This is a genomic window from Kribbella catacumbae DSM 19601 (genome assembly GCF_000372465.1).
In the GTDB taxonomy this organism is placed as follows: Bacteria; Actinomycetota; Actinomycetes; order Propionibacteriales; family Kribbellaceae; genus Kribbella; species Kribbella catacumbae.
The window spans coordinates 20,751-42,211 of record NZ_AQUZ01000072.1; the positions used below are offsets into that span (position 1 = coordinate 20,751).

The following is a 21,461-nucleotide window of genomic DNA, read 5'->3' on the forward strand; positions in this document are numbered from 1 at the left end:
CCTCCGGAGCGGAGTCCCATGGCTCGCAGTACCGAACAACTCGACATCCGTGAACGCCTGCTGGCCGGTGCCGCCGACGTCCTGGCGACCGACGGGGTCGCGGGGCTGACCGTTCGCCGCGTGGTGGAGGCAGCGGGGCGATCGACGATGTGCGTCTACACCAAGTTCGGCAGCCGCGGTGGACTGATGAACGCGGTCTACGAGCAGACCGCCGACAGCCTGTACGCCGTACTGGAGCGGGCACGGCCGGTCGAAGGGAGCGCGGCGCTCGGGTTGGCATCGGCGTACCGGCGGTTCGCGCTGGCCAATCCCGGGGCGTATGCCTTGCTGTTCGACCAGGATCTGCCGGCGCTGGGGATCGACGAGTCTCTGCGCGGTGACGCGATTGCCCGGGTTGCGGCGTACCTGTCCGGTGGAGAGGTCGGAGCGCTGCGGTTCTGGGCCACGATGCACGGTCTGATCGCGCTGGAGCGATCGGTGCCGAAGTCGCCGGCAGGGGACTGGAAGGGCTTCTACCTGCAGACCCTCGCTGCCCGAAAGGGCGAGGCTCGGTGACATGTCAACAGGTGGACGTAGGATAGGTGGATGACGGAGACGGGATGGCTCGATGCGCGCGAGGCGCATCTTTGGCAGTCGTACCGTGACGCCCACCGCGAGCTGATGACGACGCTCGAGGGCCGACTGGTCCGCAATTCCGGGCTGTCCGGCGCGGACTACGCGCTGCTCCACCCGCTGTCGATCTCGGAGGCCGGCGTACTGCGAACGCGCGACCTCGGCCGGTCCATTGGCTGGGAGCGGAGCCGGCTGTCGCACCAGGTCAGCCGGATGGAGAAGCGCGGGCTGGTGGTTCGCGAGGAGTGTGAGTCCGACGCGCGCGGATCGATGGTCAGGCTGACCGACGCCGGCCGGGCAGCGATCGCGGCGGCGGCACCGGATCACGTGGACGCGGTCCGGAGCTATTTCCTGGACCGACTGACCCGCGAAGAGCAGGACCTGTTCACCAAGCTGCTCGACCGGGTGCTCGGCGACCTGCCCACCCGCGATATCTGCGCGGACGACTCCACTCCGGGCGACAGCTCGAACTGCTGACCGCAGGACCGCGATTCTGGTGGTGACTGCCAGTACTCGGCGTTCGAAAGCGGTGACACGCCGTTACGGGCGACGGCGCGGTGCCGTCTGCCGGGAGAATGATGAGCGTCGTTCAGATGCGCCTGAATTTGACAACTATTTTCATTAACGGCAGGATTCGAGCCGGCGACCACCCCTCGTCGGAGCCCCTCACCGTGAAGGAAATCTGGATGTCCGAAGCTCTGAACAGACGCGGATTCCTAGGCCTGGCAGGCGGTCTGGGACTGGCGGCGCTGACCGGTTGCGGCTCCGACGGCACGAGTAATGCCGCGGCGCAGCCGAAGGCGGGTGGACGGTTGCGGGCGGTTTTCGCCGGTGGCGGCGCCAAGGAGGTGCTCGACCCGCACGTGCAGAGCCTGTTCGTCGACATCGCCCGGCACAAGGCGATGTACGAGAAGCTCGTCGAACTCGGGCCGGACCTGAAACCGTTGCCACGTCTGGCCGAGAAGTGGGAGCCGGACGCGCAGGCGGCGACCTGGCGGTTCACGCTGCGGGACGCGACCTTCCACGACGGCAGGAAGCTGACGAGTGAGGACGTGCTCTACAGCCTGGCCCGGATCGCCGACCCGGCCGTGCCCGAGCGAGTCGCCCAGTCGTCGCTCGCCTCGCTGGATCTGCGTCGTTGCAAGGCGATCGACCCGCGCACCGTCGAGCTGGTGCTGGCCGCTCCGAACGCCGAGTTCCCCGCCCTGCTGGCCGGTATCGGCACCCACATCGTCCGCGACGGCTTCAAGGACCCGACCAAGCCGGTCGGGACCGGCGCCTTCAAGTTCGTCTCCTTCGAGGCCGGCCGCTCCATGGTCGCCAACCGGTACGACGAGTACTGGGACGGCGCGGCCAAGCTCGAGGAGCTGCAGATCCTCTCCGCCGATACCGAAGCGCGGGCCAACGCGTTGCAGGGCGGCCAAGCGGAGTACGCGAACGAGATGACCGCGACCTTCGCCAGAACGGCCGAGGCGGGCAAAACGGTCAAGATCGTCGCGGCCAAGGGCGCGACGACACAGGCCTTCGTGATGAAGGTGGACCAGGCGCCGTTCGACAACCCCGACGTCCGGATGGCCTTCAAGCTGCTCGCCGATCGGCAACGGCTGGTCGACGTGGTCCTGGCCGGACGAGGGACCGTGGGCAACGACCTGTTCGGCAAGGGCTTCCAGTACTACCCGGGCGACCTGCCGCAGCGGGAGCGCAACGTCGAGGAGGCGAAGGCGCTGCTGAAGAAGGCCGGCCTGCTGAACAAGGAGGTGGAGATCTTCACCTCCGACTCCACGGCCGGGTTCGTCGAGGCGGCCACCTTGTTTGCGGAACAGGTCGGCGAGGCGGGCGTGAAGCTCAAGGTCACCACCGGCAGTGCTCAGACCTACGCCAAGGACCTGCTCACCAAGGGCGCGATCGGCAGTCACCGGTCCGGGGCGATGCCGATCCCGCAGTACATCACCGACCGGTTGCTGTCGAAGTCGCCGTTCAACGTGACGCATTGGCGGCAGCCGGCCTTCGACGCCGCGTTCGCCTCCGCGCAGGTGCAGACCGATGAGGCGGCTCGCGCGACGAAGTACGGCGAACTGCAGAAGACGTTGCGGGACCAGGGCGGCATCCTCGCCTGGGGGCACCCGGACTTCATGGTCGGGGTCACGGCCAAGGTGCAGGGCGTGCAGGCGGTGCCGCCGAACACCTTGGACTCGGCCCGGTTCGACAAGGTGTGGCTGGCCTGAATGCGGTCGTACGCCGGGCAGCGCGCTGCATTGGCGATCGTCCAGCTGGCGGTGCTGTCGATCCTCGTCTTCGTGCTCACGGCGTTGCTGCCGGGCGACGCCGCGGACATGCGGTTCACCGAGACGCTGACGCCTGAGCAGATCGCCCAGCTGCGGGCGCAGCTCGGTCTGGATCAACCCGCTCTCGAGCGGTTCACCCATTGGTTCGGCAACGTGCTGACCGGCGACCTCGGTACTTCGCTGATCAGCGGCGGGCCCGTGCGCGACATCGTGAAGGCCTCGGTCGGCGCGACGCTGGTGCTCACGCTGGCCACGCTGGCTGTCGTCGTCCCGCTGGCGGTTGCCCTCGGCATCTTGATGGGGGCGCGCGAGAACGGCCGGCTGGACCGGACGATCACGTCGGTCACGTTGGCGTTGAGCGCGATCCCGGATTTCGTGATCGCGGTCGTGCTGGTCGCTCTGTTCTCGCTGAAGCTGGGCTGGCTCCCGGCCACCTGGGTCGGCGGCTCACTGCTGGCGAATCCGGTCCTGCTCGTGCTCCCGGTTGCTGTGCTGCTCGGTCGCACGGTCTGCCTGCTGTCCAGACAGGTCCGGGCCGGCACGATCAACGCGCTGCACGCCGATTACGTCGTACAGGCTCGTCGACTCGGGGTGCCGCGACGACGGCTGCTGCTCAGGCATGTGCTTCCGAATGCGGCGGTTCCCGGCGTACAGGAGCTGGCCAGGACCGGAGACACCTTGCTGGGTGGGGTTCTGGTGGTCGAGGCGATCTTCGCGATCCCCGGTTTCGCGACGGCGCTGGTCGACGGGGTCGAGACGCGGGACGTGCCCGTCGTACAGGGCCTGACGTTAGTGCTCGCGGTCGCCGCATTGCTGATCAACCTCGGCGCCGACCTGGTCTGCAACCGTCTCGTCCCGCGGACGGAGCTGTTGCGATGAGAGCCCGTACGCCGCTCGCCGTGTCCGCTCTGCTGGTCCTGATCCCTTTGCTGGTGGCGGCTTTCGGCCCGCTGATCTCGATCGGCGCGAAGCCCGGTCTGCCCTACGAGAAGAGCGGATTCCTTGGGACCGACGGGCTCGGCCGAGACGTGCTCAGCCTGTTGCTGACCGGCGGACGGACCGCACTCGGGATGGCTCTGGGCGCGGTCGTGATCGCGTATCTCATCGGCGGGCTGATCGGTCTGATCGCGGCCTCGACCCGACATAGATGGGTCGACGAGGCCTTGATCCGCCCGCTCGACGTACTGCTCCCGTTGCCCTCGCTGCTGGTGATCAGCGTGGTCGCCGTCGGTTGGCGGGCGTCGCCCCTCGCGATCACGTTGGCGGTTGCCATGGTCAACGTTCCGACCGTCGCCCGGCTGGTCCGCGCAGCCGCGCTGGATGCTGCAAGCGGGCCGGTGGTCGAGGCGCTCAGGATGCAGCGGGAGAGTTGGGCCGGCATTCATCTCGGGTACGTCGGCCGCGCCGTACTCGGACCCGTTGCCGCCGACATCGGCACCCGGATCACGCTCGCCGTCTTCCTGGTTGCCTCGGTCAACTTCCTTGGACTCGGGCTGAGCCCGACCGCGCCAGACTGGGCCGTGAGTGTGTCCCGCAACCGCGAAGGATTGTTGCTGCAGCCATGGGCTGTGCTCGCGCCGGCGTTGCTGCTGGTCTCCTTCACGCTCGGCTTCAATCTGCTCGCGGACCGACTTGTTCACCGGACCCGCCGGCTCGTCGAGGCGAAGTCATGAAGCCCCTCGTCAAGGTCGCCGGGCTGGCGGCGGTCGCGGGTGAAGCCATCCTGGTCGATGGAGTCGATTTCGAGGTCTGGCCGGGCAAGGTGACAGCTCTAGTCGGCGCCTCCGGTTCCGGCAAGACCACCTCCGCGCTCGCCCTGCTCGGTGAACACGGCAACGGCGTGACGCTGAGCGGTCTGGTCGAGGTTGACGGCCAAGTGGTTGTCGATAGCAATGGCGCGACCCCGGCCGCCACGTCAGTCCGTGGCCGAGTCGTCGCCTACATGCCGCAGCACCCGGGAAGCGCGCTAAACCCGGCACGTCGGATCGGTGCCGGACTGACCGAGTTGGCGAAACTCCATCACCCGGGCGTGGAGGTGGTGCCCGAAGCGTTGCGGGCTGCCCAGCTCCCGGCCGACCGTTCGACGTTGCATCGGTTCCCGCATCAGTTCTCCGGCGGTCAACGGCAGCGGATCGCTCTCGCCCAGGCGCTCACCTGCCGCCCCAAGGTGCTTGTCCTCGACGAGCCGAGCACCGGCCTGGACTCGATCACGCGCCTCCAGTTGGTCGGCGAGCTGAAAGACCTGGCCGACGCGGGTCTCGGCATCTTGCTGCTCAGTCACGACCTCGACCTGGTCCGGGCGCTGGCTCACCAGGTCGTCGTGCTCGCAGCAGGCCGGGTGATCGGCGACGTTCTTCCAACTGCAACACAGCTGACCGCCGCGGCGGGAACCCGCAGTACGGGCGAGCCGTTGCTCCAGGCAATGAACGTATCCGCCTCGCTGCGCACCCGAAAGCCGATCCTGCAGGAAGTCCATCTCGCTGTGCCACCAGGCGGTTGCGTTGGCGTAGTCGGTCGCTCCGGCAGCGGAAAGACCACACTGGCGCGCTGTCTCGCCGGCCTGCACGAGCGCCATACGGGCCGCATCACCCTGTCCGGTGACGACCTGCCCGTACTGCGAAAGCGCACGCTCGAGCAGAACCGTCGCGTCCAGTACGTCTGGCAGGAAGTCCGCGGCTCCTTCGACGAGCGCCGCCTGGTCGACGAACAAGTAGCCCGTACTGCGGTACGCCTCCGCGGCATCACGTCATCCCAGGCCAAGGCCGAAGCCGTGGCAACCCTTGCCAGGCTGGGCGTCTCGGCGATGGTGGCAGCCCGCCCGCCGAGCCAGCTGTCCGGGGGGGAGCTCCAGCGAGCGGCTCTCGCGAGAGCGTTGCTCGCACGACCCGACGTACTGGTGTGTGACGAGATCACCACCGCTCTCGACGAGCACGGAACCGGGCTGGTCGTCGAACTGCTGACCGAACTGAAGGCCGAAGGTACGGCCCTGGTCTGGATCAGTCATGATCTCGGACTCGTCGCCGCGGTCTCCGATCACGTGCTGGTGCTCGACGCCGGCCGGGTCGTCGAACAGGGGCCGCCGGCAACGGTGATGAGCAACCCCGCCACCGAACTGACCCAGCGGCTGGTGAGGGCTGCTCGGATAGGGCAAGAGCCCCCAGAATCTCCGCCCGTGCTGACCAGTAGTGCCGACACGAGGAGCGACTCGCACCGATGAAGCAACTCCACGATCACCTGGCGGAGGCGATCAAGGACCCGGACCCGATCCGCGTCGGCGACCACCTTATCTGCCTGCGGTTCGAGACGATGAAGGTGTACTCCGCCCTGGGCGCCGTACGCCATCTGCTGGAGACGGGCGCGGTCCGGCCCGGCGACACCTTGATCGACAGCTCCAGCGGGATCTATGCCCACGCGCTCGCGCTGGCCTGCCACCGGTACGGGATGAAGTGCCACATCGTCGGCTCGACGACGGTCGACCGGACGCTCAAGATCCAGCTGGAGATCCTCGGCGCGACCATCGAGCAGGTGCCGTCGTCGAACAACCTGCAGCTGGACCAGAATCTCCGGGTCCGCCGGATCGGCGAGATCCTGCGCGAGAACCCGACGTTCCACTGGATGCAGCAGTACCACGACGACATCCACTACCTCGGGTACGGCGCGATCGCGGATCTCGTCGACGAGCTGGTACCGGCCGGGCCGCTGTGCCTGGTCGGGGGTGTTGGCACCGGTGCCTCGACCGGCGCGATCGCGGCGTACCTGCGAGATCGTGGCCGGGACGTGAACCTGGTCGGCGTGCAGCCGTTCGGCAGCATCACCTTCGGGGCTGGGCACACCCAGGATCCGGAGATGATCATCGCCGGGATCGGCAGCTCGATCGAGTTCCGGAACGTCCGGCACGAGCTGTACGACCGGCTGCACTGGGTGTCCTTCGACTATGCGATGTCGGCCGCCGTGGATCTGCTGCGGACCAGTGGCGTCTTCGCCGGGCTGTCCGCGGGCGCGGCGTACCTGTCCGCATTGTGGGAACACAACTGCGACAGCAGCCGCACGCATGTCTTCCTCGCCGCCGATACCGGCACCCGGTACGTCGAGTCGGCTTTTTCCCGGTATGCCGAGGCGCGCCCGATGGCCACCATGCGGCCGCGCGAGATCGATTCGCTGGAGGAACTCGCGGTGCCGTGGTCAGCGATGTCCTGGGACCGGCGCGAATCAGCTTGGGCGGAGCGCCGCGAGTTCCCATCTGCGACTCCGTCGCATTAAACTGTTGCCCATGACCACGGGGTACCTGCTGCTGCCGCAGTTGTTCACGGCAACGGAAGTCGGGCGGCTGCGAGACGCCGCCGAGCAGGTGCATGCCGAGGTGGTCTCGGCCGCGGAGTCCGGCGAGACCGAAGTGACGGTCTGGCCGGACGGCCACCGGCTGGAAGAGATCCGCGGTACGACGATCCACTGGGAGCCGGACGCGCCGGGCAAGGCCGTGCGCAGTCTGGCGCCCGTGGCTCACCTGCATCCAGCGTTGGCGGCGTTGTGGTCGGAGCCGCGGCTGACTTCGCCGATGGCCTCGCTGATCGGGAGTCCGGTCGGGCCGTTCGTGTCCAAGCTGAACTTCAAGCGGGCCGGCGTCGGCTCGGAGTTCGCCTGGCATCAGGACTTCCCGTACTGGTACTGCTGCGCGGGCGACCCGGCGTACGAGATCGCCACCGCGATCGTGATGCTGGACGACAACACCGTCGAGAACGGCGCGATGACGCTGATTCCGGGGAGCCAGCTCGACGGTCCGGCGCGGCGGGATCCGCTCGAGCCCACGGGACTGTTCGTCGATCCGCTGGCCGTCGACTCCGCGCGTGCGGTGACTGTGACGGCGCCGGCGGGGTCGGTGCTGATGTTCCCTGGACTGATGGTCCACCGGTCCGCGCCCAACTGCACCGCCACAGATCGTAGATCGTTGCTTTTCTGCTTCCAGCCTGCTGGACGTCCAGAGTTGTCCGCCCTGACCTACGACGCCGAAAGGTTGGTCGATCTGCCATGACCGCTTCCGTGGCCGCCCTCACCGCTGCTGTTCTCGCCGGGGAGCATGGTCCCGCGCCCTCAGAACTCAACGTCACCAGCGCCTTCTGGCTCCACAACACGACGCGACTACCCGGCGCTGACGTCACCTATCGCAACTACTACGTGCTTTTGCGGGTCGGTGAAGTCTTCGGCGCCTGTTCCTTCGAAGCCGATGAAGTGGACCCGTCGTACTGCGCGGACGCCTCCGGCCTGCCGCTCTCCGAATTGCTTGCCAATGGCCCCTTGCCAGTCCGGATCGCTGCCCTGGATGCCTACCTAGCCGCTGTTGAACCGCACCACCTGGCTGCGACGGCTGAGGAGATCATCCTGCCCGCCGGTACGCCGGACGTCCGGGCGCGGGCCCGTGACGCCGCCGTCGTCGGCCTACTGGAGGTGCAGGAAGGGACGAAGGTCGCACTGATCGGAGTGGTGAACCCGCTGGTGGATGCGATCACCGCCCGGGGCGGAACTTGTCTGCCCTGTGATCTCAACCTCCGCGAGACAGCCTCCGGGTTGCCGGTTTCCCGCGACATGACGGAGGTTATCGATGCGGCGGATGCCGTCGTAGCCACCGGAATGACGTTGAGCAACGGAAGTTTCGACGTCCTGCTTGATAGTTGCCTCCAGCAATCGAAGCCGCTGGCCATCTATGCTCAGACCGGAAGCGCCGTCGCCCGCGCCTTCCTGGGCTCCGGAGTCACCGCCCTGTCCGCTGAGCCGTTCCCCTTCTCCCAGTTCAGCGCCCGCCCCACCAGCCTCTACCGCTATCGCAAGAACGGAACCCCGTGAGCACACAAACGGAAACGAAAAAACTCAGTGCAGGTGCGGTCCCGGGCGACCTTCAGATGGTCAAGCGGTTGTGGCCCTTCCTGCTCGCCTCGACCGTCAGCCTGATCCCGTTCACGGTGTTCGGCATGTACCTCGTGCCGATCGCCGCGGCCGCGGACGGAAGCGTCGCCGAGATCGGTGGACTGCGAGGACTCGGAGGCCTCGCAGCCCTCATCGTCGGCATCGCCCTGGCCCCGCTCGTCGACCGCCTGGCCAGAGAGCTGGTCGCGGCCGGAGGGCTCGCCCTGCTGGGCATCTCGGCCGCACTGGGTGCCATCGGCAACGTCTTCGCCTTGGCGACCTTCTGCCTGCTGATCGGCGCTTCGACCTCAATCCTCGCCCCGTCGATCGGAGCCGCCGCGGCTGACCGCTTCAACTCACCGGCCGCCGCGGGCCGCGCTGCCACGCTGGTCTCAGCAACCACGGCCATGATGGCAATGCTCGCCGCCCCCGTGCTCGCAGTACCGGGCCTGTTCTGGGGCTGGCGAGGCAACCTCCTCGCGGCCTCGGTGATCTCCCTGACGCTGTCCGCCGCCTTCTTCTGGCGCGGCCGCGGCCGCAAGGCACCCATGGAAGCTGCGCAGCGGACGAGCTACATCGCGACGTACCGCGCCCTGGCCCGCATTCCAGGCGCGCTGCCCTTGCTCGGCATAGCGATGCTCCGGACAGCAGCCTTCATGGGCTATCTCGCCTACCTGGCGGCCTTCTACGACGAGAAGTTCGACCTGGCCCCTGGCTGGTTCGCACTCGTCTGGTCGCTCAGCGGCGCGTCCTTCTTCGTGGGCAACCTCTTCGCCGGCCGATACCTCGCCTCGGACCGCCCCTGGGTCGGTTCCGAGAAGATGCTCCTCCTCGGCCTACTCGCCGCCCTGCTCGCCGTCTCCACCTTCTACTTCACGCCCAGCCTCCCGATCACGCTCCTGCTCACCTCCCTGATGGGCGCGGCCCACGCCACCGTCGCAGCCTGCGTCACCACCCTCCTGGTACGCCGAAGCGGCGACCTCCGCGGCTCCGCCCTCAGCATCAACGCCGCAGGCATGAGCATGGGCACCTTCCTGGGCGCAGCATTAGGTGGCGCAGGCCTCGGATTGGGCGGATACCACGGCCTGGCGCTGATCTTCGGCGCGATCACCCTCGGTGGAATCCTGCTCGCACTCCGTGTACGGCCGGTTACTCAAACCTGATTGCAGCTTTTGACAGCGGATCCGGCAGCAGTACCGGTGTAGACCTCTGCCATACTCCGGCTCATTGTCTTCTGAGACCCTTGGGGGGGTCCTGTGTCCTTCCGTCCTGCCCATCTGTTGCGCCTTGGCATCCCTGCCGCCCTGGTTGCAGCCACGCTGGTGACCGTCACCGGTTCGTCCAGCAACGCGGCCGAGCCCGGCCCGTACCGTCCGAAGTTCCCTGCGCACGCCACCGCCAAGCCCGAGTTCGAGCCGAACGCGGTGATGGTGAAGTTCAAGGCCAAGGCGAGTGCCTCGGCTCGCAAGGCGACCGCGTCGAAGCTCAAGACCACCGCCGAGGTTTCCAGCGGTGATGTCGTCAAGCTCACCGGTGAGGCCTCCGCGCAGGACCTGCTGAAGAAGGCGAAAGCTGACCCGGCCGTCGAACTGGCGTCGCTGAACTACCGCCGCCGGATCACCGCAGCTCCGAACGACGAGTTCTACCAGTCCGACCAGAGCGCGTACCTGACCACGTCCCGCGTGGCGCAGGCCTGGGATCTGACCAAGACCACGGGTAGCCAGCTCGTCGCTGTGCTCGACACCGGTGTCGACGCCGGTCACCCGGATCTGGTCGGCCATCTGGTCGCCGGTTACAACGCGACGTCGCCGAACCGCGGCCCCATCGACGACCACGGCCACGGCACGATGACGCTCGGCATCATCGCCGCGGCCGCCAACAACGCCGTCGGTGTCGCCGGCGTCGGCTGGAACGCCAAGGCGATGCCGGTCAAGGTGCTGGCCTCCGACGGCAGCGGCTACGACGTCGACATCGCCGAAGGCATCGACTGGGCCGTGGCCCACGGTGCCAAGGTGATCAACATGTCCCTCGGCGGGCCTGGCGCGAACGCGGTGCTGGCCGCGTCCGTACAGAACGCCATCAACCAGGGCGTTGTCGTGGTCGCCGCGGCCGGCAACGACGGCAGCAGCGTGCTGAACTACCCGGCTGCCTACCGCGGTGTCATCGCGGTCGGCGCGACGGATGCTGCCGGCGCACTGACCTCCTTCAGCAGCTATGGCAATCACATCGACATCGCTGCACCCGGCGTGGACATCCTCAGCACCGGCCCGCGGAGCCTTACACCAGCCGGCTTCCTGCCGTACTGGTACTGCACCGGGACGTCGTGCTCGGCTCCGATCGTGGCCGGCGTCGCCGCCCTGATCAAGAACAAGTGGCCCACCCTCACTGAGGCCCAGGTGGAGCAGCGCCTGAAGGTGCTCTCCCGGGACGCCGGACCGCGGGGTACCGACCCGTACTACGGCGCCGGCAACCTGGACGCGTACGCCGCATTGGGCGGCCGCTTCGCCCCGGACTTCCCTGGCGGTGTGACCAACGGCAACGATCAGCCGTCGCGGGCGACTCCGATCACCACCGGCGCGACCGGGACGATCGGCACCGAGGGGGAGACCGACTGGTACTCGGTCACCTCGGCCGAGGCGCGGGTCGTGAAGCTGGCGCTCGGTGGCCCGATGTTCGACTCCTACGACTACGCGCAGAACTTCGGCCCGGTCGTGGAGGCGTTCGACAGCAACCTGCGGCCCCTCGGCGGCAAGGAGGTAGCGAAACCGCCGCGCGACAGTGAGGGCTACGAGATTCCGATGGAGCTGTGGGCCGAGACAGACGTCCAGCTTCCGGCCGGTACGGCGTACATCTCGGTGTACAACGCCAACGGTTCCCGGGTCAGCCGTCCGTACCAGCTCCTGCTCTCCAGCGGGTCCGCGGCCAAGCCGGTCAACAACACGGCTTACCCAATCCAGGACATCTCGCCGGCCACCAACTCCTCCGGGGTTGCGCTGACGGTGGTGCCAAAGGTGACGTTCGCCCGCGACATGGACGCGAGCACCGTGGTGACCAACCGGCTCCGCCTGCAGAACGCGAAGACCGGTGCGTTCGTGGCCAACGCGGTCAGCTACGACGCGGCGAGCCGGACGGCGACGATCACGCCGTCCGCGCCGCTGCTGGAGAACACGACGTACCGGATCACGAGCGACGTGCTGAACGAGACTGACGGCACTTCGCTGCCGGCGTTGGATTCGGTGTTCACGACGGTCGATCTGGCGCCGGCCAAGCTCACCACGTTCACCGCGAGCGGGGCGTACAAAGCCGCGAACGTGTCCTGGACGATCCCGGCGACGCCGGACCTCGACCAGGTCATCATCCGGATGAACGTCGGTGGCAAGGCTCCGACGCTCAGCACCGGCACGCAGGTCTACGCGGGGGCCGGGTCGTCGGTCAAGGTGACCGGCCTCGCGACTGCGACGACGTACACGTTCGCGGGCTGGGTGAAGGACCGCAGCGGCAAGGTCAGCCCGGTCTCGGCGAAGGCGGTGAACGGCGTCAAGTCGGGCATCAGCACGACCGCGACACTGATCAACTATGGCGGCACGATCACGCTCAAGGGCAGCGTGCTCCGGATCGACAATGTGGCGTTCGCGGGTCTGCCGGTGCAGCTGTACGGCCGGGCCAAGAACGTGTCCACGCTCAAGCTGATCGCCACCCTGAAGACCAGCTCGACCGGCTCGGTCAGCTACGCGATCAAGCCGACCACCTCGTCGGTCTACACAATGGTCTTCGTCGGCAACGCCGACCTGATGGGCACTCGCACGGCCGACATCAACGTCGCCGTCGCACCGACCATCTCGTCGACGCTCGCGCCGGCGGCGATCAGACTGGGCCAGGCAACGAAGTTCTCCGGGTACGTCGCTCCGGCGCACTCCGGCAAACTCGTCTACCTGCAGTTCTACTCGGCCAAGACGTGGCGGAACATCGCCTCAGTCAAACTGAGCAGCTCAGGCGCCTACGCCTTCGGCATCAAGCCGACGGTCCGAGGCAGCTTCGCGTACCGCGTCCTCTTCACCGCAGACGCAGACCACGCTCAAGCCCTCAGCCCCATGAGGATCGTGAAGGTCAGCTAGCCCGCACCACCTGAAACGCGCCCCGGCCAACTATTTGGTCGGGGTGCGTTCCTGTTGGCGCTCAGTTCGATCCGGCTGCTCGTTGCTCTGCGAGTACGCCTTCGAGCCATCGGGCGAATGCTGGGATGTCCTTGATGGCCGACTGGTCGACGGTGAGTTCCTTGGCCCATTGGTCTTTGGGGATGATCGGGAGTCGCTTCTGTCCCAGGCCGCCACGGGTGAAGCCGATCGTGCCTACCTCGGACCATGGGAGGAAACGGTCGCGGCCTGCTCGGATGCCGTTCTGGTCGACTGTCAGCGCGGGGTGCTGACGGAAGATTCGCCAGCCGTGCCACGCTGAGATGCCGATGGCCATCGCGAAGAACAGCACGGTGAAGGCAAGCCGGACCTTGGCGTCCGTGGCACCCGTGGCATCCGCGTCGAGTGAGCGAAGTGCGACCACGATCGCGCCCAGCCAGACCACGCCCAGCCTTTTCAGCACCCAGCTTGCTCGCAGGGTGAACACCACACGACCGTTCCGCCGGAGCTCCTCCGACCAGACCACCTGGGACGCCTCACCTATCACTGCCATTCTTCCCCCAGCCTCACATGGTGTTGGCGCAACTCTAGGTGCTGGCGGAGGCGGGGCCTTTTGGCCACCTCAGCCACCTTGGGCACAGGCCAGGCATCCAACCGAGCCGACCGACGCCCAGCCCGTGCCCAAAGTCGATCAACCCTCGCCGACCGGGGAGGAAAATGCCCCCGGACCGGGCCAAGATCCGCCCCGGATCCAGCGAAATTCCTCCCCAACTGGCGATGGCGGCCGCACCGGCACACCCCTCTCTCGCCAACCACCACGGATGGGCCAGACGAGCCCCCCAGGCAGCCGATCCGATTCGCCACGGGCTCCGAGGCGCACGCTCTCGTGAGCCGCGGGATCGTCCCGACCGACAGGACATAGTCCTCGAATCAGTCTGCGCAACCGTTTGCGCGACCCCGATAGTCGCACTATGTCCTGTCGATCGGGACGGCATCCGCGAGTCGCTTACTACTCATTAGGAGCTGCGTGGGGAGCTACTGGTGGCGGGCGAGCGGTTGGCGGCTTGTGCGACGGCTGACGGCTCTGGCGCCACCGCCGTTTCCGGGTACGGCTGCAGCAGGTGGTGCCGTCGCAGGCGGTGCTGCTGTGGTGCGCCCCGCTTGCTTTGTGGAGCGGCGACGGAGGAGCGCAGACCGGGGTGGGTGGGAGCTGCGACGTAGGAGCTGCGTGGGGGATTACCGGAGGCGAGCGGCGCGGGTGTTGAGGTAGCGCTGTTCGGGGAGGCTGGTGGTGGTGCGGGCGGCTGTTAGGTAGGCGGTTAGGGCGTTGGGGAGGTCGCCTGAGAGTTCCAGGAGGTGGGCTTGGGCGACCGCCAGGCGGTGGTGGTTGGTTAGGCGGGGGTCTTTGGCCAGGTTGTCGAGCAGGGTCAGGCCGGCTTGGGGGCCTTGGAGCATGGCTATGGCTACTGCTCTGTTGAGTAGGGCGATCGGGTTGTCGTCGAAGCGGATCAGGAGGTCGTAGAGGGCGACGATCTGCGGCCAGTCGGTGGCTTCGGGGGTTTGGGCTTCGTCGTGGACGGCGGCGATCGCGGCTTGAACTTGATAGGGGCCCAACGGGAAGCGCGTCATTGCGTCGGTGATCAGTGCGGTGCCTTCGGCGATGGCAGCTGCGTCCCAGAGGGTTCGGTCTTGTTCGTCCAGGCGGACCAGGTCGCCAGCGGCCGTAGTACGGGCTGGGCGGCGGGCGTGGGTGAGGAGCATCAAGGCCAGAAGGCCTGCTGTCTCGCCGTTCGGCGGGAGCAGACGGGCTAGCCGGATTGCTTCTTCGGCCAGGTCCACGCGATCGGTGCTGGTGTAGCCCTCGTTGAAGATCAGGTAGAGGACTTGAAGTATTGCGGCCAGCCGCGCGGGCGCCTCGCTGGGTGGCGGCGGGCGGAACGGGATGCCTGAGGTGCGGATGCTCTGCTTGGCTCGGGTGATTCGTTTGCGCAGGGTGTCTTCCGGCAGCAGCAGCGCCCGGGCGATCTCGTCGGTGGTGAGACCGCCGACCGCGCGCAGGGTCAGGGCGATCTGGCCGGCGCGGTTCAGGGACGGGTGGCAACACAAGAAGAGCAGCAGCAGAGTGTCGTCGGCGTCGCGCGGGCCGGGAGAATCGGCGCCGGGGGCAACCAAAGGGATCTCCAGTGCTTCCTTGTTCTCGCGTCGGCGCCGAGCCTCATCGCTGCGGAGCTCATCGGTCAACCGGCGCGACGCGACGGTGATCAGCCACGCACGCGGCTGCGAAGGTACGCCGTCGCGCGGCCACTGCTGCGACGCCGCCAGCAGAGCTTCCTGTACTGCGTCCTCGCACGCGTCGAAGTGCCCATAGCGACGGACCAACGCACCGAGCACCTGCGGCGTGAGGTCACGCAGCAGGTGCTCGAAGCCGGCAGTCATCGTCAGGACTCCGCCGAGCCGTCCATCAGCGGGCGCACCTCGACGATGTCGCCGACCGTGTCGACGATCCGCTGGGCGATCTCGTAGGCGCGGTCCGCGCTCACCACGTCGACGATGCCGTAGCTGGCCAGCACCTCCTTGACTTCGGCGTACGGGCCGTCGGCGGCGACCGTGCCGGCGGCGGTGGCCCGGATCGTGCGGGTCAGCGACGGGTCGCCGAGTCCGGCGGTGGAGACGAACTCGCCGCTCTCGGTCAGCTCCTTGCCGAGCTGCTCGTAGAAATCGCACGCCTTCTGGAACTCTTCGGGGTCCCAGCTGCCCTCGACCCAGGTCTGTGCGTTCGTGTACGCCAGCATGATGAACTTCATCTCGTACTCCTCGCCGATGTGGCCCCCGATGTGGGCGCCTCTCGTTCAGTAGTCGGAGTCCCGACCGCGACAGGGACATCCTGTCGCAGAAAAAGTTCCCGGCGGAAGATGTCCCTGCCCCGTCCCCGGCTCCGACCCAGTGGTGAAACCTCCCACGACCAAGGAGCAGGACGATGAAGCGAGTCACCACAATCGTCGCCGCCACCGCGCTGATCGGCAGCGCGCTGTCCGGGATTACAGCCCAGGCGGACACCACCACGCCCAACCCGGGGCGCCACACGTACCAGGGCACGATCGACGGCGCGGAGTACAAGATCGAGATGCCGGAGCGGTGGAACGGGACGTTGCTGCTCTACAGCCACCCGTACTACCCGGTGGACATGCCTGAGTTCCCACCCGGCTACGGCAACCGGATGGACAGCGAGGCCTACTTCCTCGAACAGGGTTATGCGCTGGCTGCCTCCGATTTCAAAGGCAGGACCGGGTTCGTGATGAAGGAGGCGGTGACGGACCAGATCGGCGTACTGGACTGGTTCGAGAAGCACGTCGGGAAGCCGCGGCGTACGGTCGCGACCGGGTCGTCCGGCGGCGGCGCGATCTCGTTGCTGCTGGCGGAGAAGCACCCGAGCAGGATCGACGGCGTGGTCGCGATGTGCGCGCCGACCGACGTGTACGGCCAGTGGAACATGTCGCTGGACATCAACTTCGCGCTCAAGACCCTGCTCGCGCCGGGCGCCGGCGACATCGAACTGGTCAACGCGAAGGACCCGAAGGGCAGCGACCTGCGGATGCAGAAGCTGCTCACCGAGCAGGTGGAGACGGCGCAGGGACGGGCACGGATCGCGTTGGCCAGTGCCTTCGGCAACGTGACCGGGTGGAACTCGGCGCACGACCCCCAGCCGGCCTCGGTCGAGGGACAGATCCGTGCGCAGTACCAGATCCATCTGACGGGTGCGGCCAGCGTCTTCGGCGCCGTCGGGCAGGCCGATCTTGCCGCGCACGCGGGTGGCAATCCGTCGTCCAACGTCGGCGTGGACTACGCGCGTCAGCTGGCCAAGTCGGATCAGCTCGCCCTTGTCCGCAAGGCGTACGGGGAGGCGGGGCTTGATCTCGGGAAGGACCTCGCGCGGCTCGCGAAGGCGCCGCGGATCAGCCCCGAACCGGCTGCCAGGCAATGGATGCTGCGGTACGCCGTACCGCGTGGCACCACGCCGTCACCGGTCGTGACGCTGCACAACACCGTGGATCTGGCGGTCGCGGATCACGAGCGCTGGTACGCCGGACAGGTGCGCGACAACGGTGATCCCAGCAAATTGCGTCAGCTGTACGCGGGCCGCGCCACGCATTGCGCCTTCACCATCTCGGAGGAAGCCGTTGCCCTGCAGACGTTGCTGACCCGGATCGAGAGCGGCCGCTGGCCCACGACCAGCCCGGCCCGGCTCAACGCGAAGGCCGCTGCCTTGGGTGAGTCGTGGAGCAAGGTCTACGACTTCGCCACCAACTCCGACGCGATACGGCCGCCCGCGTTCACGACGTACCGGCCATCCGAGCTGCTCCGCCCATCTCGTTGACTCCCATGGGCCACGCCGGCTCGGGGGATACCCCGGTGTGGCCCTGGATCGGGGTTAGCGCGTTCCTGGCGACCGGCGATCAGGGATATCGTTCGCAGTTATGGAGAACTTGCCGGAGCGGTCCAATCCCCATGCGCATCTACGGGCCTCCGACACCGATCGCGATCAGGTGGTCGAGGTGTTACGGGACGCGTTGATGGCGGGCCGGCTCACGCAGGACGAGCATGCCGAGCGACTCGAGCAGACGCTGCAGGCCAGGACGCTCGGCGAGCTCGAACCGATCACGCAGGACCTCGCAGTACCGGGGCAGCCGTTCCAGCCGGTGGCCGCGGCCGCTGCGCCGTCGAACAGCCCGGTACCGATCGAGGAGCCGGCCAACCCGGCTGACAGCTTCGACCGGGTGGTCGGCATCTTCGGCGGCGGTGAACGGCAGGGGCGCTGGCGGGTGCGGCGGCGTACGAACGCGCTCTGCATTTTCGGTGGCTACGACCTGGACATGACCGACGCCGTCTTCGAGGGCCGCGAGGTGACGATCTGGGCCTTCGCGATCTTCGGCGGCATCGACATCACCGTCCCGGACGCCTGCGAGGTCCGCAACGAGGGCGTCGGCATCTTCGGCGGCTTCGGCGCCCGTGGTGGGACGACGCCCGACCCGAACGCGCCGGTGGTGATCGTCAAGGGCCTCGCGCTCTTCGGCGGCGTCGGCGGCCAGTCCAGCTCCAAGCGCCACAAGAAGCGCTTCAAGAACCAGGGCGGCCACGGCCACCTCGGCCACTGAGTCAGCTCAGATCCAGGACTTGAACCACATTCGGTTGAGCCAGTCCGGGTGCGGCAGGACCTTGTCGGTCAGGATCGGCCAGATGTAGGCGAAGTTCAGCACGACCAGGACGACGAAGGCGCCGACGACCGCACTGCCGACCAGGCGCCGCGGGGTCGAGGCCTGGAGCGCTTCTTTGGCCGGTCCGAGGATCTTGCCCAGCACCAGGGCGAGGGCCATCACCGTGAACGGGATCATCGTGACGGCGTAGAAGAAGAAGATCGGCCGGTCGTCGAAGGCGAACCAGGGCAGCCAGCAGGCCAGGAACCCAACGATCGGTACGCCGAACCGCCAGTCGCGCTGGCCGATCCAGAAGACCAGCGCGGCGAGCAGCGCGAGCGCGCCGGCCCACCACAGCAGCGGCGTACCGATGGCCGAGATCACCGAGAGGCAGTTCGTGGGGGGCTGGGCGGTGCAGCCGCTGGTCCCGGGCTTGATGTCGTTGACCGCGTCGAAGCCGATCGGGCGGGCGTCGATCGGCCAGCCGGCCGGGTGCGAGGAGTACGGGTGGGTGGCGTTCTTGATGTAGTCGCCGGTGTGGAAGGCCAGCACTTCCTGGTGATAGTGGATCAGTGACCGGAAGTCGTCCGGGACCACCTTCATCACGCCGTGCGCCGGGTTCTTCGAGGCGTAGTCGTGGTCGTAGGCGTTGTCGTGCAGCAACCAGCCGGTCCAGGTCGCGGTGTAGGTGACGATCGCGACCAGCACGATGCTGAGGAACGCGGGCAGCCCGTCGACGAAGACGGACTTGATGAACGGGTGCCGGGCGCCGAGCGCGCGGCGGGCGCCCAGATCCCAGGCGAAGACGAGGATGCCGAAGGCGGCGATCACCCAGACCGCGGACCACTTGGTGCCCAGCGCGAGCCCGAAGCAGATGCCGGCGGCGATCCGCCACGGCCGGATCAGCAGCCAGCGGCCGATCTTGCGGCCCTCACCGCGGTACTCGAGGGAGTCCGCGTGCCGGCGGCGGGTCCAGTCCCGGTCGGCGACCAGGCAGGAGACGGCGGCGACCAGCCAGAAGGCCAGGAAGATGTCGAGCAGCGCGACCCGGGACATCACGAAGTGCAGGCCGTCGGCGGCCAGCAGCAGGCCGGCGATGCAGCCGATCAGGGTCGAGCGGGACATCCGGCGGACGGTCCGGATCACCAGCAGGACGGTGAGCGTGCCGGCCAGCGCCGGCATGAACCGCCAGCCGAAGCTGTTCATCCCGAACAGGTGCTCGCCGGCCGCGATCATCCATTTGCCGACCTCGGGGTGCACGGTCAGGCTGGGAGTGTCCTTGAAGACGTCCAGGTTGCCCTGCAGGATCTGCTTGTCGGCGATCCCCTCGGGCTTGTCGATGAACTGCCGGGCGTAGCCGAACTTCAGCAGCGAGTACGCGTCCTTGGCGTAGTACGTCTCGTCGAAGACGAACTTCACCGGGTTGCCGAGGTTCCAGAACCGCAGCACCGCCGCGAACGCGGTGATCAGCAAGGTGGCGATCCAGCCGCCCTCGAAGTCCTTCGGCATCGGCGGGTAGAGCCGCTCCTTGAGCGGCGGCAACCGTCTCCCGAGGACGTCCCGCCCGAGCGTCTCGCGCACCTCGGCCTCCGCAAGCGGCACCTCGGCCGGCTTCGCGGTGTCGTCATCGATCACGGCAGTCACGCAGGCCATCGTACGGAGCCCGCGGTCGAACCGCTGCCCGGCGTGGCCAGGGGGCCTGTGGATAGCCGAAAACCGTCGACCGAACCTCCTACACTGACCACTATGAGTACTGCGCGAGAAGAGTTGCACGCGATGATCGACGAGCTGCCGGAGGATGCGGCCCTGGAGCTCGTGCCGGACATGCGTGAGATCTTGAGGCACCGTCTGGCGATGCGTCGGCGAAGCGCTGCCGGCGAGCGTCCTTGGCCGCCGTCGTGGTTCGGCGCGGTGCCGGGTAGTAGCCCCGACGTGGCCGCGCGAAGCGAGGAGATCCTGCGAGACGAGCTCGGCCGGCGCCAGTGATCGTCGTGGACACCGGTGCTCTGGTCGCGGCAGTTCTGTCCGCCGATGGGGACCATCGAGCATGTGTCGACCTGTTCGCTTCCGCCCACCTCGGCGGCGAGCAGCTGGTCGTGCCGAGTTTCGTCGCGCGGGAGATCGCGACCCTCGACCGACGTGACTTCAGAGTTGTTCGGCCGCGGCATGTCGACGCGTTCACCCTTCTGCCGTGACCGGGCGATTGGTGTTGGTGGGGACTCCTATTGGGGACTTTTCGGATGCTTCGGGGCGGTTGCGGAAGGTGCTGGCGGAGGTCGACGTGGTGGCCGCGGAGGATACGCGGCGGCTGAAGCGGCTGACGAGTGAGCTGGGGATCGTCGTCAACGGGCGGGTGACCAGCTTCTTCGAGGGGAACGAGCGGCAGCGGACCGATGAGTTGGTCCAGGCGCTGGTCGAGGGGCAGACCGTGGCGGTGGTGACCGACGCGGGGATGCCGAGCGTGTCGGATCCGGGCTACCGGTTGGTGGCTGCCGCGATCGAGGCGGGCATCCAGGTGACCGCCGTACCGGGGCCGTCGGCCGTGCTGACCGCGCTGGCGCTGAGTGGGTTGCCGGTGGATCGGTTCACGTTCGAGGGGTTCCTGCCGCGGAAGTCGGGGGAGCGGGCGAAGCGGTTCGCCGAGCTCGCCCGGGAGCAGCGGACGATGATCTTCTTCGAGGCGCCCCATCGGCTCGCGGCCTCGCTCAAGGACATGGCGGACGGCTTCGGAGCAAATCGCCGTACTGCGGTCTGCCGCGAGCTCACCAAGACGTATGAAGAGGTCAAGCGAGGCGGCGCCGGCGAGCTGGCCGAGTGGGCCGCCGAGGGGGTCCGGGGCGAGATCACCATCGTGGTCGCCGGCGCCGACCCGTCGGAACGTGAGCTGGAGCCTGCTGAGCTTGCTGCCGAGGTGGCTGCTGACGAGGAAGCGGGTACGCCACGCAAGCAAGCCATCGCCGACGTTGCCAAGCGCTTCGGCGTACCGAAACGCACCGTGTACGACGCCGTCCTGGCAGCCCGTACCCCAAAATAGCCAGGCCTGTGTCAGTGCAACCCCAGCGGGCGTTTGATTTCATCCGAACAGGTGTCCTATGTCGCTTAGCGTGGATATGATTCTGGGTATGGAAATCCCGGAGTGTCCGCTGGGTCATCGTGGTTCGGTGGTGCGTGCGGGGTGGTATGGCCGGGCTGGTCAGCGGCGGCAGCGGNGGCTGTGCCGGCCGGACGNGGGCGAGCCGCATCGGTTCGCTGAGGTGCTGCCGCGGATCGTGGCGTCGGCGGCGGAGCATGTGTGTGCTGACTGCGCGACGCAGCTGGAGCCGTGGGAGGGGCAGCCGGCG

Annotated in this window: 20 protein-coding genes; 16 read left to right on the forward strand and 4 right to left on the reverse strand. The window is 67.7% G+C overall.

Annotated features, from left to right (window positions below; all coding sequences use genetic code 11):
* Window positions 1-18: 18 nt before the first annotated feature.
* The 11 genes from A3ES_RS50175 to A3ES_RS51955 all read left to right on the forward strand — a co-directional run bounded on the left by A3ES_RS50175 (window position 19) and on the right by A3ES_RS51955 (window position 12,910).
* Window positions 19-555: a TetR/AcrR family transcriptional regulator gene (locus A3ES_RS50175; RefSeq protein WP_020392616.1), complete on the forward strand. Its 537-nt coding sequence runs from the start codon at window positions 19-21 to the stop codon at window positions 553-555.
* Window positions 556-585: 30 nt separating this feature from the next.
* Window positions 586-1,089, forward strand: a complete 504-nt coding sequence (locus tag A3ES_RS0140780; protein ID WP_020392617.1) for a MarR family winged helix-turn-helix transcriptional regulator — start codon at window positions 586-588, stop codon at window positions 1,087-1,089.
* Between the two features lie 209 nt (window positions 1,090-1,298).
* Window positions 1,299-2,837, forward strand: coding sequence for an ABC transporter substrate-binding protein (locus tag A3ES_RS0140785; RefSeq protein ID WP_020392618.1), 1,539 nt, complete (start codon window positions 1,299-1,301; stop codon window positions 2,835-2,837).
* Window positions 2,838-3,776 carry an ABC transporter permease gene (locus tag A3ES_RS0140790; protein ID WP_020392619.1) on the forward strand — a complete coding sequence of 313 codons (939 nt, stop codon included), beginning with the start codon at window positions 2,838-2,840 and terminating at the stop codon, window positions 3,774-3,776. It abuts the gene before it with no gap.
* The gene (locus A3ES_RS0140795; RefSeq protein ID WP_020392620.1) at window positions 3,773-4,570 is read left to right on the forward strand and encodes an ABC transporter permease; all 798 of its coding nucleotides are present in this window, start codon (window positions 3,773-3,775) and stop codon (window positions 4,568-4,570) included. The genes A3ES_RS0140790 and A3ES_RS0140795 overlap by 4 nt, the downstream gene beginning before the upstream one ends.
* Window positions 4,567-6,114, forward strand: a complete 1,548-nt coding sequence (locus A3ES_RS0140800; RefSeq protein ID WP_020392621.1) for an ABC transporter ATP-binding protein — start codon at window positions 4,567-4,569, stop codon at window positions 6,112-6,114. Before A3ES_RS0140795 ends, A3ES_RS0140800 begins: the two co-directional genes overlap by 4 nt.
* Window positions 6,111-7,157: a pyridoxal-phosphate dependent enzyme gene (locus tag A3ES_RS0140805; RefSeq protein ID WP_020392622.1), complete on the forward strand. Its 1,047-nt coding sequence runs from the start codon at window positions 6,111-6,113 to the stop codon at window positions 7,155-7,157. Before A3ES_RS0140800 ends, A3ES_RS0140805 begins: the two co-directional genes overlap by 4 nt.
* 10 nt (window positions 7,158-7,167) lie before the next feature.
* A complete protein-coding gene (locus A3ES_RS0140810) occupies window positions 7,168-7,926 on the forward strand; it encodes a phytanoyl-CoA dioxygenase family protein (RefSeq protein WP_020392623.1) in 759 nt (252 codons plus the stop codon).
* Window positions 7,923-8,735 (forward strand): Rossmann-like domain-containing protein, encoded by an 813-nt coding sequence (locus A3ES_RS0140815; protein ID WP_020392624.1) that lies wholly within the window; start codon window positions 7,923-7,925, stop codon window positions 8,733-8,735. Before A3ES_RS0140810 ends, A3ES_RS0140815 begins: the two co-directional genes overlap by 4 nt.
* Before the next feature lie 56 nt (window positions 8,736-8,791).
* Window positions 8,792-9,958, forward strand: a complete 1,167-nt coding sequence (locus tag A3ES_RS0140820; RefSeq protein WP_020392625.1) for an MFS transporter — start codon at window positions 8,792-8,794, stop codon at window positions 9,956-9,958.
* Between the two features lie 93 nt (window positions 9,959-10,051).
* Window positions 10,052-12,910, forward strand: coding sequence for a S8 family serine peptidase (locus A3ES_RS51955; RefSeq protein ID WP_020392626.1), 2,859 nt, complete (start codon window positions 10,052-10,054; stop codon window positions 12,908-12,910).
* A gap of 61 nt (window positions 12,911-12,971) precedes the next feature.
* Here A3ES_RS51955 and A3ES_RS0140830 read toward each other — a convergent pair whose 3' ends face one another.
* The 3 genes from A3ES_RS0140830 to A3ES_RS0140840 form a co-directional block, all read right to left on the reverse strand.
* On the reverse strand, window positions 12,972-13,481 hold the full coding sequence (locus A3ES_RS0140830; protein WP_020392627.1) for a hypothetical protein: 510 nt from the start codon (window positions 13,479-13,481) through the stop codon (window positions 12,972-12,974).
* A 683-nt stretch (window positions 13,482-14,164) separates the two neighbouring features.
* Entirely contained in the window at window positions 14,165-15,364 is a 1,200-nt protein-coding gene (locus tag A3ES_RS0140835) for an RNA polymerase sigma factor (RefSeq protein ID WP_020392628.1), read from the reverse strand.
* 2 nt (window positions 15,365-15,366) lie between these two features.
* The gene (locus A3ES_RS0140840) at window positions 15,367-15,732 is read right to left on the reverse strand and encodes a YciI family protein (RefSeq protein ID WP_020392629.1); all 366 of its coding nucleotides are present in this window, start codon (window positions 15,730-15,732) and stop codon (window positions 15,367-15,369) included.
* A gap of 173 nt (window positions 15,733-15,905) precedes the next feature.
* Here A3ES_RS0140840 and A3ES_RS50190 point away from each other — a divergent pair, with 173 nt between their 5' ends.
* Window positions 15,906-17,303, forward strand: a complete 1,398-nt coding sequence (locus tag A3ES_RS50190; protein WP_020392630.1) for an alpha/beta hydrolase family protein — start codon at window positions 15,906-15,908, stop codon at window positions 17,301-17,303.
* Window positions 17,304-17,403: 100 nt separating this feature from the next.
* Window positions 17,404-18,081: a DUF1707 SHOCT-like domain-containing protein gene (locus tag A3ES_RS0140850; RefSeq protein ID WP_020392631.1), complete on the forward strand. Its 678-nt coding sequence runs from the start codon at window positions 17,404-17,406 to the stop codon at window positions 18,079-18,081.
* Between the two features lie 6 nt (window positions 18,082-18,087).
* On the opposite strand, the gene A3ES_RS0140855 is transcribed toward A3ES_RS0140850, so the two are convergent.
* The gene (locus A3ES_RS0140855; RefSeq protein ID WP_083934018.1) at window positions 18,088-19,773 is read right to left on the reverse strand and encodes a dolichyl-phosphate-mannose--protein mannosyltransferase; all 1,686 of its coding nucleotides are present in this window, start codon (window positions 19,771-19,773) and stop codon (window positions 18,088-18,090) included.
* A 93-nt stretch (window positions 19,774-19,866) separates the two neighbouring features.
* On the opposite strand from A3ES_RS0140855, the gene A3ES_RS50195 reads away from it, so the two are divergent.
* From A3ES_RS50195 to rsmI, 3 genes are read left to right on the forward strand one after another with little or no spacing between them, the layout of a single operon-like run.
* Complete coding sequence (locus A3ES_RS50195; RefSeq protein ID WP_085955610.1) at window positions 19,867-20,106, forward strand: hypothetical protein; 240 nt, start codon at window positions 19,867-19,869, stop codon at window positions 20,104-20,106.
* Between the two features lie 5 nt (window positions 20,107-20,111).
* Complete coding sequence (locus A3ES_RS0140865; protein ID WP_202806703.1) at window positions 20,112-20,315, forward strand: hypothetical protein; 204 nt, start codon at window positions 20,112-20,114, stop codon at window positions 20,313-20,315.
* Window positions 20,312-21,154 carry a 16S rRNA (cytidine(1402)-2'-O)-methyltransferase gene (rsmI, locus tag A3ES_RS0140870; protein WP_026163669.1) on the forward strand — a complete coding sequence of 281 codons (843 nt, stop codon included), beginning with the start codon at window positions 20,312-20,314 and terminating at the stop codon, window positions 21,152-21,154. The genes A3ES_RS0140865 and rsmI overlap by 4 nt, the downstream gene beginning before the upstream one ends.
* The last annotated feature ends 307 nt before the right edge of the window (window positions 21,155-21,461 follow it).

Excerpts from the sequence above, each read along its gene's own strand:
- A3ES_RS50175 (WP_020392616.1), top strand. The coding sequence starts at position 19 with ATGGCTCGCAGTACCGAACAACTCGACATCCGTGAACGCCTGCTGGCC.
- A3ES_RS0140780 (WP_020392617.1), top strand. The coding sequence starts at position 586 with ATGACGGAGACGGGATGGCTCGATGCGCGCGAGGCGCATCTTTGGCAG.
- A3ES_RS0140785 (WP_020392618.1), top strand. The coding sequence starts at position 1,299 with ATGTCCGAAGCTCTGAACAGACGCGGATTCCTAGGCCTGGCAGGCGGT.
- A3ES_RS0140790 (WP_020392619.1), top strand. The coding sequence starts at position 2,838 with ATGCGGTCGTACGCCGGGCAGCGCGCTGCATTGGCGATCGTCCAGCTG.
- A3ES_RS0140795 (WP_020392620.1), top strand. The coding sequence starts at position 3,773 with ATGAGAGCCCGTACGCCGCTCGCCGTGTCCGCTCTGCTGGTCCTGATC.
- A3ES_RS0140800 (WP_020392621.1), top strand. The coding sequence starts at position 4,567 with ATGAAGCCCCTCGTCAAGGTCGCCGGGCTGGCGGCGGTCGCGGGTGAA.
- A3ES_RS0140805 (WP_020392622.1), top strand. The coding sequence starts at position 6,111 with ATGAAGCAACTCCACGATCACCTGGCGGAGGCGATCAAGGACCCGGAC.
- A3ES_RS0140810 (WP_020392623.1), top strand. The coding sequence starts at position 7,168 with ATGACCACGGGGTACCTGCTGCTGCCGCAGTTGTTCACGGCAACGGAA.
- A3ES_RS0140815 (WP_020392624.1), top strand. The coding sequence starts at position 7,923 with ATGACCGCTTCCGTGGCCGCCCTCACCGCTGCTGTTCTCGCCGGGGAG.
- A3ES_RS0140820 (WP_020392625.1), top strand. The coding sequence starts at position 8,792 with ATGGTCAAGCGGTTGTGGCCCTTCCTGCTCGCCTCGACCGTCAGCCTG.
- A3ES_RS0140830 (WP_020392627.1), bottom strand. The coding sequence starts at position 13,481 with ATGGCAGTGATAGGTGAGGCGTCCCAGGTGGTCTGGTCGGAGGAGCTC.
- A3ES_RS0140835 (WP_020392628.1), bottom strand. The coding sequence starts at position 15,364 with ATGACTGCCGGCTTCGAGCACCTGCTGCGTGACCTCACGCCGCAGGTG.
- A3ES_RS0140840 (WP_020392629.1), bottom strand. The coding sequence starts at position 15,732 with ATGAAGTTCATCATGCTGGCGTACACGAACGCACAGACCTGGGTCGAG.
- A3ES_RS50190 (WP_020392630.1), top strand. The coding sequence starts at position 15,906 with ATGAAGCGAGTCACCACAATCGTCGCCGCCACCGCGCTGATCGGCAGC.
- A3ES_RS0140850 (WP_020392631.1), top strand. The coding sequence starts at position 17,404 with ATGGAGAACTTGCCGGAGCGGTCCAATCCCCATGCGCATCTACGGGCC.
- A3ES_RS0140855 (WP_083934018.1), bottom strand. The coding sequence starts at position 19,773 with ATGGCCTGCGTGACTGCCGTGATCGATGACGACACCGCGAAGCCGGCC.
- A3ES_RS50195 (WP_085955610.1), top strand. The coding sequence starts at position 19,867 with ATGAGTACTGCGCGAGAAGAGTTGCACGCGATGATCGACGAGCTGCCG.